Origin of the sequence: Actinomadura luteofluorescens, assembly GCF_013409365.1 — a bacterium.
Classification (GTDB): Bacteria; Actinomycetota; Actinomycetes; order Streptosporangiales; family Streptosporangiaceae; genus Spirillospora; species Spirillospora luteofluorescens.
Genome location: NZ_JACCBA010000001.1, coordinates 1604589 through 1617738 on the forward strand (window position 1 = coordinate 1604589; position 13150 = coordinate 1617738).

15 protein-coding genes and 1 riboswitch are annotated in these 13150 nt (G+C 72.5%); of the genes, 9 read left to right on the forward strand and 6 right to left on the reverse strand.

The window, feature by feature from the left end; all coding sequences use genetic code 11:
- Positions 1-2: 2 nt before the first annotated feature.
- Positions 3-1220, reverse strand: a complete 1218-nt coding sequence (locus BJY14_RS07165; RefSeq protein ID WP_179842884.1) for an NAD(P)/FAD-dependent oxidoreductase — start codon at positions 1218-1220, stop codon at positions 3-5.
- Between the two features lie 106 nt (positions 1221-1326).
- Positions 1327-1440, forward strand: a riboswitch (TPP riboswitch).
- On the opposite strand from BJY14_RS07165, the gene thiO reads away from it, so the two are divergent.
- From thiO to BJY14_RS07195, 6 genes are all read left to right on the forward strand, one after another.
- Positions 1430-2557 (forward strand): glycine oxidase ThiO, encoded by a 1128-nt coding sequence (gene thiO / locus BJY14_RS07170; protein ID WP_179842885.1) that lies wholly within the window; start codon positions 1430-1432, stop codon positions 2555-2557. (Overlaps the previous riboswitch by 11 nt.)
- A complete protein-coding gene (gene thiS / locus BJY14_RS07175; protein WP_179842886.1) occupies positions 2554-2754 on the forward strand; it encodes a sulfur carrier protein ThiS in 201 nt (66 codons plus the stop codon). The genes thiO and thiS overlap by 4 nt, the downstream gene beginning before the upstream one ends.
- 2 nt (positions 2755-2756) lie before the next feature.
- Complete coding sequence (locus BJY14_RS07180; RefSeq protein WP_179842887.1) at positions 2757-3533, forward strand: thiazole synthase; 777 nt, start codon at positions 2757-2759, stop codon at positions 3531-3533.
- A gap of 136 nt (positions 3534-3669) precedes the next feature.
- The gene (locus BJY14_RS07185) at positions 3670-4641 is read left to right on the forward strand and encodes a DMT family transporter (RefSeq protein WP_179842888.1); all 972 of its coding nucleotides are present in this window, start codon (positions 3670-3672) and stop codon (positions 4639-4641) included.
- A 36-nt stretch (positions 4642-4677) separates the two neighbouring features.
- The gene (gene pknB, locus BJY14_RS07190) at positions 4678-6600 is read left to right on the forward strand and encodes a Stk1 family PASTA domain-containing Ser/Thr kinase (protein WP_179842889.1); all 1923 of its coding nucleotides are present in this window, start codon (positions 4678-4680) and stop codon (positions 6598-6600) included.
- Positions 6601-6620: 20 nt separating this feature from the next.
- Positions 6621-7472: a deoxyribonuclease IV gene (locus BJY14_RS07195; RefSeq protein WP_179842890.1), complete on the forward strand. Its 852-nt coding sequence runs from the start codon at positions 6621-6623 to the stop codon at positions 7470-7472.
- Between the two features lie 69 nt (positions 7473-7541).
- On the opposite strand, the gene BJY14_RS07200 is transcribed toward BJY14_RS07195, so the two are convergent.
- Both BJY14_RS07200 and BJY14_RS07205 read right to left on the reverse strand, forming a co-directional pair.
- Positions 7542-7727, reverse strand: coding sequence for a DUF397 domain-containing protein (locus BJY14_RS07200; protein ID WP_179842891.1), 186 nt, complete (start codon positions 7725-7727; stop codon positions 7542-7544).
- A complete protein-coding gene (locus BJY14_RS07205; protein ID WP_179842892.1) occupies positions 7724-8554 on the reverse strand; it encodes a helix-turn-helix domain-containing protein in 831 nt (276 codons plus the stop codon). Before BJY14_RS07205 ends, BJY14_RS07200 begins: the two co-directional genes overlap by 4 nt.
- A gap of 171 nt (positions 8555-8725) precedes the next feature.
- Between BJY14_RS07205 and BJY14_RS07210 the strand changes: the two genes are divergently transcribed.
- Genes BJY14_RS07210 through BJY14_RS07220 form a run of 3 tightly spaced genes read left to right on the forward strand, consistent with a single transcriptional unit; the run spans position 8726 to position 9572 of the window.
- Complete coding sequence (locus BJY14_RS07210; RefSeq protein ID WP_312879780.1) at positions 8726-9064, forward strand: ATP-binding protein; 339 nt, start codon at positions 8726-8728, stop codon at positions 9062-9064.
- Positions 9049-9273 carry a hypothetical protein gene (locus tag BJY14_RS07215; protein WP_218905175.1) on the forward strand — a complete coding sequence of 75 codons (225 nt, stop codon included), beginning with the start codon at positions 9049-9051 and terminating at the stop codon, positions 9271-9273. The genes BJY14_RS07210 and BJY14_RS07215 overlap by 16 nt, the downstream gene beginning before the upstream one ends.
- Positions 9270-9572, forward strand: a complete 303-nt coding sequence (locus BJY14_RS07220; RefSeq protein WP_179842895.1) for a helix-turn-helix domain-containing protein — start codon at positions 9270-9272, stop codon at positions 9570-9572. The genes BJY14_RS07215 and BJY14_RS07220 overlap by 4 nt, the downstream gene beginning before the upstream one ends.
- A 585-nt stretch (positions 9573-10157) precedes the next feature.
- Here BJY14_RS07220 and BJY14_RS07225 read toward each other — a convergent pair.
- From BJY14_RS07225 to BJY14_RS07235, 3 genes are read right to left on the reverse strand one after another with little or no spacing between them, the layout of a single operon-like run.
- Positions 10158-11861: a sodium:solute symporter family transporter gene (locus BJY14_RS07225; protein WP_179842896.1), complete on the reverse strand. Its 1704-nt coding sequence runs from the start codon at positions 11859-11861 to the stop codon at positions 10158-10160.
- Positions 11858-12337, reverse strand: a complete 480-nt coding sequence (locus BJY14_RS07230) for a hypothetical protein (protein WP_179842897.1) — start codon at positions 12335-12337, stop codon at positions 11858-11860. The genes BJY14_RS07225 and BJY14_RS07230 overlap by 4 nt, the downstream gene beginning before the upstream one ends.
- Complete coding sequence (locus BJY14_RS07235; RefSeq protein WP_179842898.1) at positions 12327-13124, reverse strand: LytR/AlgR family response regulator transcription factor; 798 nt, start codon at positions 13122-13124, stop codon at positions 12327-12329. The genes BJY14_RS07230 and BJY14_RS07235 overlap by 11 nt, the downstream gene beginning before the upstream one ends.
- Positions 13125-13150: the final 26 nt, after the last annotated feature.

The window sequence follows — 13150 nt, forward strand, 5'->3', positions numbered from 1 at the left end:
CGCTATCCGCGAACGGCCTGCCGGACGGGCACGTCCGGGTCGGCGATCGCCTCCGGATCCACCGGCGTCCCGGCGGCGATCACGCGCCTCGCCTGCACCAGGTCGCGGGGCCGGTCGACGGTGAGGATCGCGTCGAGGCGGTCGCCGGTCAGCCACGCCACCGCCCACCTGCGGCCGGACGGGTCGCCCCGGCGCACGAGCCGCTCGGACGCCGAGTGGTCGCCCGCGTACTGGACCATGCGCCCGAACTGCTCCGACCAGAAGTACGGGGCGGCGTCGTACACGGCCTCCTGGCCGAGGAGGGTCGCGGCGGCGACCTCCGGGGCGTTCAGCGCCGCGTCCCAGTGCTCGACGAGGAGCCGCCGCCCGTAGCGGTGCGACCACCAGGCGGCGCAGTCGCCGACCGCGACGACGTCCGGGCGCAGCGCGCCGGGGTCCTCCTCGCCCATGTAGGTCCGGAACGAGCCGTCGGTGACGACGCCGCGCTCCAGCAGCAGCCCGGAGCCCTCCAGCCAGGACAGGACGGGACGGACCCCGACGCCGACGACCACCTCGTCGGCCTCGACGCGGCCGCCTCCGGCGAGGGCGAGGCCGCCGTCGCGCACCTCCGCGACCTTGACCCCGGTCCGCAGCTCGACGCCCGCCTCGGCGTACCAGGGGGCGGTGAGCGCGCCGGCCTCGGGGCCGAGCGCGCCCGCCAGCGGGGTGTCGGCCGCCTCCACGACGGTGACAGCGCAGCCCCGGCGGGCCGCGGCGGTGGCGACCTCGGCGCCGATCCAGCCCGCGCCGACGATCACGATGCGGGCGCCGGGGGTGAGCCGGGCGCGCAGGTCGCGCGCCTCGTCGATCGTGCGCAGCACATGCTGGCGCCCCTCCCCCGGCAGCGTGATCGGGGCGGCGCCGGTCGCGATCACCAGCCCGTCGAAGGGCAGCCCGCCCGCCGTGGACGCCACCGTTCCGCCGCGTCCGGGCCCGTCCAGCCGCAGGCCGGTGGCGCGCTCGCCGAGCAGCAGCTCGCAGCGCAGCGCGTCCCAGTCGGCGTCCACGGTCGTGTCGTCGGACTCGCCCGCGAGGACGGCCTTCGACAGCGGCGGCCGGTCGTAGGGCCGGTGCCGCTCCGCCGACACGAGGGTCAGCGCGCCCTCGTACCCCTTGCTCCGCAGGGCCTCCACGGCGCGCACGCCGGCCAGCCCGCCACCCACGACGATGACCCTCTCCATGGAGGTCACCCTAACGGGCGGCGATCCGGGAGTGGACAGGTGTCCAGGCAGTTGCCCGGTTCCCCGAGGTCGTAAGGTGGGGGCCAGCAGAACGGCACAGCAGAACAGCACAGAGCGCGGGAGTCCGGTGCGACCGGGCTGAGAGGGCGGCTGAACGGGCCGCCGACCGCCACGACCTGATCCGGATCATGCCGGCGAAGGGAGCGCGCATGCAGATCGTCATCATCGGCGCCGGGGTGGTCGGCCTCGCCACCGCCTGGCGCACCGCCGCCGGCGGGGCCGCCGTCACCCTCGTCGACCCCGCGCCCGCGTCCGGGGCCTCCTCGGTGGCGGCGGGCATGCTCACCCCGGTCAGCGAGCTGACCTACGGCGAGGAGCCGCTGCTGCGACTCGGCCTCGCCTCCCGCGACCGGTACGGCGCGTTCGTCGCCGAACTGGAGGAACTGACCGGCCTGGAGACCGGCTACCGCACCGACGGGATCATCGAGGTCGCGTTCGACTCCGACGACCTGCGGCACCTGGACGACCTGCGCCGCTTCCAGGAGAGCCTGGGCATCCCCGTCGAGGCGCTCACCCGCCGCGAGTGCCGGCGGCTGGAGCCGATGCTCGCGCCCGGCGTGCGCGGCGGCCTGCTCGCCCCCGAGGACGGCTCGGTCGACCCCCGCAGGCTCGCCCCGGCGCTGCTGGCGGCGTGCGAGCGGCTGGGGGTCCGGCTCGTGCGGCGGCGGGCCGAGCGCCTCGTCGTCGAGAACGACGCCGCCGCCGGCGTGGGCCTGGACGACGGCACCGTGATCCGCGCGGACCGGGTGCTGCTGGCCGCGGGGCCGTGGTCGGGCGACCTCGGCGGCCTGCCTCCCGGGACCGTTCCACCCGTCCGCCCGGTCAAGGGCCAGGTGATCCGGCTGCGCACCCGCGCGCCCTTCCTGCGGCGCCCGACCCGCGGCCTCGTCCGGGGCTCGTCGGTCTACCTGGTGCCGCGCGCGGACGGCGAGATCGTCCTCGGCGCCACGCAGGAGGAGCTGGGCTTCGACACGCGGGTCACCGCCGGCGGGCTCTGGGAGCTGCTGCGCGACGCCCGCGAGCTGCTGCCGGGCATCACCGAGCTGGAGTTCGCGGAGGTCACCGCCGGGCTGCGGCCCGGCTCCCCCGACAACGCGCCCGTGATGGGGCCGACCGCGCTGCCCGGGCTGCTCGTGGGCACGGGGCACTTCCGCAACGGCATCCTGCTCACGCCCGTGAGCGCCGACATCCTGTCCGCGATGCTGCTGGACGGGCCCGTCCCCGAGGTCGCCGGGCCGTTCGCCCCCGACCGCTTCTCCCCCGAGGTGAGCGCATGAAGGTGATCGTCAACGGTGAGCCGCGCGAGCTGCCCGACGGCGCGAGCGTGGCCGAGGTCGTCGCGTCCGTCACGGCCGCGGCGACGGGCGTGGCCGCGGCGCTGAACGACGAGGTCGTCCGGCGCTCGCAGTGGGAGGCCACGCCCCTGCGGGACGCCGACCGCATCGAAGTGCTGACCGCGGTCCAGGGAGGCTGAGGATGAACGACACCGACGGACTGGTCATCGCGGGCGAGGAGCTCGGCTCGCGGCTGATCATGGGAACGGGCGGGGCGCCCAGCATGGCGGTCCTGCGCGAGGCGCTGACCGCCTCCGGCACCGAGCTCACGACGGTCGCGATGCGCAGGGTGGACCCGGCCGCGCGCGGCTCGGTGCTGGACGTGCTGACCGAGTGCGGCATCCGGGTGCTGCCGAACACCGCCGGCTGCTTCACCGCGGGCGAGGCCGTCCTGACCGCCAAGCTCGCCCGGGAGGCGCTCGGGACGAACTGGGTCAAGCTGGAGGTGATCGCCGACGAGCGCACGCTGCTGCCCGACCCGATCGAGCTGGTCGAGGCCGCCGAGCAGCTCGTCGACGACGGCTTCGTCGTCCTGCCCTACACCAGTGACGACCCGGTCCTGGCGCACCGGCTGGAGCAGCTCGGCTGCGCGGCCGTCATGCCGCTCGGCTCCCCGATCGGGTCGGGGCTCGGCATCCGCAACCCGCACAACATCGAGCTGATCGTCGAGCGCGCGAACGTCCCGGTGATCCTCGACGCGGGGCTCGGCACGGCGTCGGACGCGGCGCTGGCCATGGAGCTCGGCTGCGACGCCGTGCTCCTCGCGACCGCCGTCACCCGCGCGCAGTCCCCGGCGCGGATGGCCGCCGCGATGCGGCACGCGGTCGAGGGCGGGCGGCTCGCCCGGCTCGCCGGGCGCATCCCCAAGCGCCGCTACGCCCAGGCGTCCTCCCCCTTCGACGGCCTCGCGACTTCGTAGCGATGCTTAAGCTCCACCTGTAGAAATATTCGCTGGACCTGAAAAGTCGCGCACCACCAGACTGGGGCGTACCGGGGCGCAACCACACAGATTGCTTCGGTGTCCATAGAAGCGTCCCCTCCCTAAGGTGCGTGACATGCAGCAGGACAGCGGCGCGCGCGCCGGCAAGCTCGCGGTGGCGGCGGCCACGGTCACGGTCGTGTTCTGGGCCTCGGCCTTCGTCGCCATCCGCAGCGCGGGCGCCGAGTACAGCCCCGGCGCCCTCGCCCTCGGCCGGCTCCTGTCCGGAACGGTCGTCCTGGGGACGTTCTGGCTCATCCGGGGCGAGGGCCTGCCGCCCAAGGCCGCGTGGCCCGGCATCGTCACCGCCGGCCTCCTGTGGTTCGGCGCCTACATGGTCGTCCTGAACTGGGGCGAGCAACTGGTGGACGCGGGCACCGCCGCCCTCGTCGTCAACATCGGGCCGATCCTCATCGCGCTCCTCGGCGGCTGGCTGCTGAAGGAGGGCCTGCCGCCGCGGCTGATGCTCGGCATGGCCGTGTCGTTCGCCGGCGCCGCCGTCGTCGGGCTGTCGATGTCGGGCGACGGCCGGTCGTCCGTCGGCGGGGTGCTGCTCTGCCTGGCCGCCGCCGTCACCTACGCGGCGGGCGTCGTCGCCCAGAAGCCCGCGCTGCGGCACGCGTCGGCGCTGCAGTTCACCACGTTCGCCTGCGCGATCGGCGCGGTCGCGTGCCTGCCGTTCTCCGGGCAGCTCGTCTCGCAGGCCGCGGACGCCCCCGCGGGCGCCACCCTCAACATGGTCTACCTGGGCGTCTTCCCGACCGCGATCGCCTTCACGACCTGGGGATACGCCCTCGCCCGCACGACCGCCGGGAAGATGGGCGCCACCACCTACGCCGCGCCCGCGCTCGTCGTGGGGATGTCGTGGCTGTTCCTCGACGAGGTCCCCGGCCCGGTCACCCTCGGCGGCGGGCTGCTGTGCCTCGCCGGCGTGGCCGTGTCCCGCAGCACGCGGGCCCTGCGCCGCCGCGTCCCGCCGGTCGCTCCCGAACCGGGCGCCCCGGAGGCCTCACCCTCCGGGCTCATCGAGGCTCATACTCGCGACTGATGGGATCCATGCGGATTCGCCCGTAAACTCGCACCGATGGACACGACGGTTGCAGACCCACTCGTCGGGCGTGTGCTCGACGGGCGCTACCGCATTGAGTCCCGCATCGCGCGCGGCGGCATGGCCACGGTCTACCTCGCGCGCGACCTCAGGCTCGACCGCATCATCGCGATCAAGGTGATGCACGCAGGACTCGCCTCCGACGAGGACTTCGTCGCCCGCTTCATCGGCGAGGCCAAGGCCGCCGCGGCGCTGTCCCACCCCAACGTCGTCGCCGTCTACGACCAGCGCACCGACGGCGAGCACGTCTTCCTGGTGATGGAGTACGTCGCCGGCCGCACCCTGCGCGACGCCCTCAACTCGCTCGGGCGGCTCGGCCCCCGCGCCGCGCTGGAGATCATGCAGCCGGTGCTGGCCGCGCTCGGCGCCGCGCACCGGGCCGGTCTCGTGCACCGCGACGTCAAGCCCGAGAACGTGCTGATCACCGAGGACGGCCAGGTCAAGGTCGCCGACTTCGGCCTCGCGCGGGCCGAGACCGCCAGCAAGATGACCAAGACCGGCATGATCATCGGGACGGTCGGCTACCTGGCGCCCGAGCAGGTGCTGTCCGGCAACGCCGACGTCCGCTCCGACGTCTACGCCGCCGGGATCATGCTGTTCGAGCTGATCACCGGGCGGCTGCCGCACCAGGGCGACACGCCCCTCGCCGTCGCCTACAAGCACGTCAACGACACGGTGCCGCCGCCGTCCAGCGTCGTGCCCGGCATCCCCCCGCAGGTGGACGCCCTGGTCACCGACGCCACCAGCCACGACCCGGCGCGCCGCCCGCACGACGCGAACCAGTACCTGGCGGAGGTCGCCGAGGTCTTCGGCGGCCTCCCCCGCGACTTCGACCGCCGCGTCGAGGAGTCGTCCCGCAACGCGACGAGCGTCCTGGAGGCCCCGCCCGCCCACGGCCGCACCGCCGTCATGGACGCCGAGACCCTGGCCCCCGAGCACGCCGCCCGGCCCACCAGGACCGACCGCGCCCTCGGGGCGCTGACCGGCCGCTACGTCCTGATCGCCATCGGCCTGGTCGCGGCGGTCATCCTCGGCTGGGCCGTCTGGTACCAGACGTCCGGCCAGTACGAGCACGTCCCGTCCTCGATCATCGGGATGAAGGTCGCCGACGCCCGCGACCAGCTGGAGTCCGACGGCATGGACGTGCGCACCGCCAAGGCGGTCTACAGCGACCGCGTCCACAAGGGCGGCGTCGCCAAGTCCGACCCGCCCGCCGGGGCCCGCATCGCCAAGGGCCAGACGGTCACCCTCACCCCGTCCCGGGGCATCACGCCCCGCGAGGTGCCCGACGTCGGCGGCAAGTCCCTCGCCGACGCCAAGAAGGCGCTGGAGGACAAGGGCTTCACCGTCGGCCGGACGAGCTCCACCCCCTCGCAGACCGTCACCAAGGGCGACGTGATCAGCACCGATCCGGACGCCGGCGAGAAGCAGTCCCCCGACGTGCCCGTCGCGATCGTCGTCTCCACGGGCATGTCGATGCCCGGCCTCCTCGGCCAGAACGGCGACACGGCGGCCAACCAGTTGCGCTCCATGGGCCTGGACGTCACGGTCAAGAAGAAGCAGGTGAACGGGAAGGACCCGAACACCGTGATCGAGCAGGACCCGTCGGAGGGCACCGGCGTCTCCCGCGGCGACAAGGTCACCATCGTCGTCAACAAGCGCGACTGCATCGTCGACGCGGGCCCCTTCCAGTTCGGCTGCGACGACGGCGACGGCAACCAGAACGTCCCCATCCCCGACCTGACCGGCCGGCGCGTCAACGACGCCAAGAAGGCCCTGGAGGACTCGGGCTTCCAGGTGAACGTGACGGGCTTCGGCGGCAACGTCGTCCGCTTCCAGTCGCCCAACAGCGGCGAGGCCCCGCGCGGCTCCACCGTCACGATCGTCCGGGGCCCGTGACCGGCTAACCTGAACGTGCCATGACCTCACCTATCAGCCCCGTAGGGGCGCACGTCCCCGTGGCCGGCGGCCTCGCCACCGGCGGCCTGAAGTACGCCGCCGAGATCGGCGCCGAGGCGGTCCAGGTCTTCGTCTCCAACCCCCGTGGCTGGGCGCTGCCCGAGGGCAGGCCCGCGGAGGACGCCAAGCTCCGCGACGAGGGCGTTCCCGTGTACGTCCACGCCCCGTACCTGGTCAACCTCGGCTCCCCCACGCCGGAGACGCTCGACAAGTCGCTCGCGGCCGTCCGCCACTCCCTGACCCGGGGCCGCGCCATCGGCGCCCGCGGCGTCGTCGTCCACACCGGTTCCGCCGTCACCCGGACCTACGACGAGGCCATGGCCCAGGTCCGCGAGCACGTCCTGCCGCTCCTCGACGAGATCCCCGAGGACGGCCCCGACCTGCTCCTGGAGCCCATGGCCGGCCAGAACAACATGCTCTGCGCCAAGGTCCAGGACCTGGCCCCGTTCTTCGAGCGCCTCGACCACCACCCGAAGCTCGGCGTGTGCTTCGACACCTGCCACGCCTTCGCCGCAGGCCACGACCTGACCGCCCCCGGCGGCGCCAAGGACACCCTCGACGCCCTGGTCGCCGCCGTCGGCGAGGGCCGCCTGAAACTGGTCCACGCCAACGACTCCAAGGACGCGTGCGGCTCCGCCAAGGACCGCCACGAGAACATCGGCGCCGGCCAGATAGGCGAATCCCCCTTCGCCGACCTCTTCCGTCACCCGGCCACGGCAGGCGTCCCCTTCATCATCGAGACCCCGGGCCGAGCCCCCGCCCCCCACGCCGAAGACATCAAGACCCTCAAACGCCTCCGCGACGCTCCCTGACCCACCGCGGCAGTCCACCCCGCAAGAGAAATTCCCCGGACACCGTCCGGGGAATTTCTCTTCTCCAGGTCAGACCAGGTCGTACCGCCCTCGCCGAATCTCCTCGAACAGAGCCGTCACCGAGGCGACACTGAACCGGTGATACGACTCCTCAGGGCTCTTGCTGTCCCGCAGGGCCACCGACTTCTCAATGCGAGTCATCTCGACGCAGTCGGCTCCTCCATTGCCGCTGTACGAGGACTTTCGCCATTTCATGGTCTCCACCTTTCAACTGCTTTCGCCATCAATTCGACCGACTGCTCTACCGGCAAGGCCCTGTCGCGGAGCGCCTCCCACACGCGCTCCATGGTCGCGACATCCTCCGCGTGTTCGAGAACGTCTCCGCTGAAGGCGTCATCGACGTAGGCGAAGGACCGCCCGTCCATGGTGGCGATATGGAAGTTGCCGGCGAGCCCGGCATATTCCCCCACACTCACGGGGACGACGTTGATGCGCACGTTCGGATACTCGGCGACTTCCAAAAGCTTCAAAACCTGATCGCACATGACCTCCGCACCGCCGATCGCCCGATAGAACAGCGCTCCTTCGTCTATGACCGCGATGAACATCGCGTCGTTCTCCGGAGAAAGAATCGACTGCCGATCCACTCTCGCCCGAACCTGTTCATCGACGTTGTCCGTGCGCCTTCCCGAGGAGACGATGACCGCGCGGGCATACTCCGGGGTCTGCAGCAGCCCGGGAACGAGAAGCGGATGGTAGGAACGAAGAAGCGACGCGTGCTCCTCGACCTCCCGCCACCGGTCCATGAATTCCGGCGCATGCTCGTCTTTCACGAGGTCGCGGCCCATTTCAGACAATAGACCTTTCGTTTGAAAGATGTCATCCATCCGGTTCAGATCATCGGATCGCGGCACCCGCCGGCCACTCTCCCACGCCTTGACGAGCGACTCGCTCCTGTACACCAGTTTGGCCAACCCGGCAGTAGTCATGATCTTGCTCGTCTCCGAGTCGATCACGGACTCGCGCAGCCGCCGGATCTGCCTGGCGAGGAACCGGCGAGGGGTCATGCGGTTATTGGCCATGAGCGGATACACCTCGATACGCCGGGGGGACGGGTCTTGTCAGTCCGCTGTAGTTGTGCCTGACCTTCCGAGACTATCCCCACCCCCTCACCCTGAGAATGGCGAACACCCAAGACAGAACGAGGAAGGGGGCGGCCGGGAGTGATCGTTTTCAGACCCGAGTTGGAGAAGGTGAGGATCGCACGCGATCACGTCGCCGAGATCACCACCGATTGGCCGGTTAATGAGTACTTCATCCGTTTAGTCGCATCCGAATTAGTCACCAACGCGGTCCGGCATGCCGCCACCGAGGTGATCCGGGTCCATGCCTGCGCCGGCGAGGGCGTGTACGTGATCGAGGTCTGGGACGCCGACCGAAGGCCCCCCGTCCCCGCCGCGCAGCCGCTCTGCCCCGAGTCACCTGGCGGGCGCGGGCTCTGGATCGTCACCGACTACGCCGACCGCTGGGGCGTCCGCCACGACGACGATGACGGCGGCAAGGTCGTCTACGCCCAGTGGACCCGGCCTTGACCCCCGAGCAGCTCGTCGCCGACACCCTGTTCCAGCGCGCCGTCCTGAGCGTCTACGGCCCGTGGCTCACGTCCAGGGCGGTGGGCCTCGCCGAGCGCCGCCGCGCGGTGACACGCGTCCACCACGCCCGCCTCGCCCTCGCCGCACGCGAACCGAACACCCCGTCCCACACCAGCGGCCTCTCCCCAGAAAAGGACACTCCCCCATGACCGGTAGGCCGAGAAGCAACCGCCCCCTGATCGTCAACGGCTGGGACTTCGGTCCCCACCAGCTCCTCTCCCCGGGAGACGTAGCCAAGATCTTCCGCGTCACCCCCAAGACCGTGGGCCAGTGGGCCGAGCAGGGAAAACTGACCAGCGTCCGCACCCCGGGAGGAGCCCGCCGCTTCAGCCGCCACCAGATAGAGCACTACCTGCACAACGAACACCCCCACCCCATGACCGAGACCAGCAGTGAGCCGCGAAAGCCCAGCGGACCACAACCGCAACCGTCGAACGAGAAGACCTAAGCCGTCGAACGAGACAACCCCAGCCGCCACAGCAACCCCACAACAACCTGGGGGGCCGCGATCGCGTCCGAAGGCAGGTTCGAGCCTGCGAGAACCTGATCGCGAAGCGAGCCGCAAGGCGAGCCGAAGCGATGCCAGCGATCGCCCGCTTTTATCGACGATGGAGGGCCGCCAGGCCCGAAGGAGGAGAAAAAAGCAATAAAAAAGAGCTCGGGCGTCGCTGAACAACCCCCCGACTGTTCAGCGACGCCCGAGCCACAGGTCGCGGGATCCCACCCCCCCGGTACGGGATCCTGCGACTCACGATCCGGCGTTGTCGCCGGATCTCCGGATTTGCTCTTGTGGGAGGGTCTGCGGCCGGGGGCCGCCCGCCCCTCCTCGGCGGTGTGACGTGTGGTGCCACTGAGAACATTAGAGGGGGTCCGCCACCTGGGGACAGGGGGACGGCGCGGCTCTCGATGAACGGTGCGTAGTCAGAGATATACGGAGCGTAGTCATCGGATGAACGGTCTCTGCGGCGGGACGAGCGGTCGCGGGGCGGTGGGCGGGGGGCGGGGCGCCATCGCGAACGGTTCATATCGGGGCTCAGCGGGCGAAAACGTCCTCCGGTAGGTGCAGTTTCGTCAGGGCGCGGTCGGCGCGGCGGGGAACGCGGCGGCGGGTCAGGAGCGAGACGGCGACCATGACGGCGAACGCGGCGGGGGCGGCCAGGGCGGCGGGTTCGGCCACGGCGGCGGCGGGCCAGCCCGTCAGGGGGACCTCGTACAGGTGCAGGACGCCGGACGTGACGGCGAGGCCGGTGCCGACGAGCAGGCCGGCGCCGGCGCCGGCGGCGGTGAGGCCGCGCCACCAGATGGCGAGGAGGAGGAGCGGGCACAGGGAGCACGCCGACACGCAGAGCGCCAGGGCGACGAGGCCGGCGGCGCCCTGCGTCCCGATCCTCGGGAGCAGGGCGAGCGGGACGATGAGCGCGAACACGGTGGCGATGCGGAAGGAGGCGGTGCCGCTGCGGCGGGCGCACTGGGTGACCGTGCCCGCGATGGTGACGACGAGGCCGCAGGAGGTGGAGATGAACGCGGCGAAGGCGCCGAGGGTGATGAGCCCGGTGAGCAGCGCGCCGGCCGGGCCGGGGACGCGCTGGGGCAGCAGCAGGACGGTCGCGTCGGTGTCGCCGGTCATCAGCAGTTCGGGCGCGTAGAGGCGTCCCATGGACGCGTAGATGGTGGGGAAGACGTAGAAGAGCGCGAGGAGGAGCGGGACGAGGGCGGCCGTGCGGCGGGCGGTGCTTCCGTTCGGGTTGGTGTAGAAGCGGATGAGGACGTGGGGCAGCCCCATGGTGCCGAGCAGGATGCCCAGGAGCGCCGAGTACGTGCGGTAGAAGCCGTGCTCCTCCCCGCGGCCGAAGGGGGTGGCCCAGGTCTGGCCGCTCTGGACGGGGAGTCGTTCGGCGTGGGGCACCGGCGCTCCGGCCGGGAAGACCACTTCGGCGCCGGGTCCGATGGTGTGCCGCCCCGCGGCGAGCGTCATCGCCCCGCCGCCGTGGCGGACGCCGTCCACGCGTCCCCGGGCGGTGACCAGGACGGCGGCGGGCGCGGTGACCACCGCCTCGGTGCTCACGCGGACCCGGGTGGAGTGCGCGAACCGCGCGGGCCCGCCGGCGAGGGGGTCGGGGCGGCCGTCCATCTGCCACATGGCCAGCAGCGCCAGGGCGGGGACGGCCAGGGCGACCAGTTTCACCCAGAACTGGATGCTCTGGACGGCGGTGATGCTGCACATCCCGCCGGAGGCGACGAGCAGCAGCGTGACCGCGACGACGACGGCCCAGCCCGCCCACACCGGGGCCCCGGTCATCACGCGCAGGGTCACGCCGGCGCCCTGGAACTGCGGCAGCAGGTAGAACCAGCCGATGAAGCAGACGCAGCAGGTGACGATGCGCCGCACGGCCGGGGAGCCGAGCCTCCACTCGGCGAAGTCGGAGACGGTGTAGGCGCCCGACCTGCGCAGCGGCGCGGTGACGAACGCCAGGAGCAGGACGTGTCCGGCGGTCGCCGCGACCGGCAGCCACAGCATGTCGGCGCCGTAGGCGAGCACCAGCCCGGCGGTGCCGAGGAACGCGGCGGCGGACAGGTACTCGCCGCCGATCGCCGACGCGTTCCGCCAGGGAGTGACGCCCCGGGAGGCGACCAGGAGGTCGGAGGCGGTGCAGGCGGAGCGGCGGTCGCACGCGCCGAGCGCGGCGGACGCGACCAGCAGCAGCAGGAGCGCCGCCGCCACCGCCGCGGCGGTCATCGCCGGCCCGCCGGTCGGGTGAGGTCGCGTTCGGCGCGTTCGGCGCGGCCGAGCTGGCGGAACGACACCGCGACCCAGACCGGCTGGATGCCGAAGGCGAGGACGAGCCAGGGCAGCGGGACGCCGTGCACGCGGATCCGCGCCACCGCCGGGACGATCGCCATCAGCGCGGGGAGCGCCGTCACCACGGTCATGACGAGCGCGCCGGTGCCGAGGGCGGTGCGCAGCTGGGCGCGGATGAGGTGGCGGGTCTCGGCGGCGCTGAGCGGTGGCCCGGAGGCGGGCGGGGCGGACAGGGACAGGTCGGTATCGGGCGGGTCGGTATCCACCGGGCCGGCCGCGGGCGCCGCCGTCCCGGTGGCCTGGGCCGTGCCCGCCGCCGTGCCCGCCGCCGTGCCCGCCGCCGCGCCCTCCGGCGGCGCGAGGGGGCGGACGGCCGCCGCCCCCGCCACCGCGTCGCGGCGTTCATCGGTCATCGCGGCCCTCCCCCGGGACTCGGGCGTCCTCGTCCGGCTGGTGGAACTTGCGGACCAGCAGGTCCCGGACCTCGCGGGTGTGGCGGCGGCTGACCTGCAGCAGCTCGTCCCCGATCTGGACGGCGGCCCGGCCGCCGTCGAAGCGCAGCTCGGTGATGTGCGCGGCCGCGACGAGGGTGCTGCGGTGGATCCGGATGAACCCGGCGCCCTCCCACCGCCTGGAGAGCGCCGACAGCGGCATGCGGACGAGGTAGCCGCCGTCGGCGGTGTGCAGCCGCACGTAGTCGCCCTGCGCCTCGACGTGGGTCACGGCGCGGCGCGACACCAGCCGCGTCCGACCGCCGAGCTCGACGGGGATCATCTCGTCGTCGGGGTCGGGGGAGGCCTCCCCGGCGGGCGGGGACGGCCGGCGCACGGCCGCCGCCACGCGCCGGACCGACTCGGCCAGCCGCTCCGGGCGGACGGGCTTCAGCAGGTAGTCGAGCGCGCCGAGCTCGTAGGCGGTGACGGCGCAGTCGTCGTGCGCGGTCACGAACACCACGTGCGGCGGCGCGGCGAACCCGGTCAGCAGCCGGGTGAAGTCGAGCCCGTCGAGGCCCGGCATGCGGATGTCGAGGAACACGGCGTCGAGGCGCTCCCCCTCGACGAGCATCCGGCTCAGGTCGCGGAGCGCGGCCGAGGCGTCCGCGGCGCCGGTGACCCGCCCGATCCGCGGGTCGTTCCTGAGCAGGTAGGTCAGCTCCTCCAGGGCCGGGCGTTCATCGTCGACGGCGAGGACGTGAAGCATGAGGGCGACTTTGCCGCGATTACCGT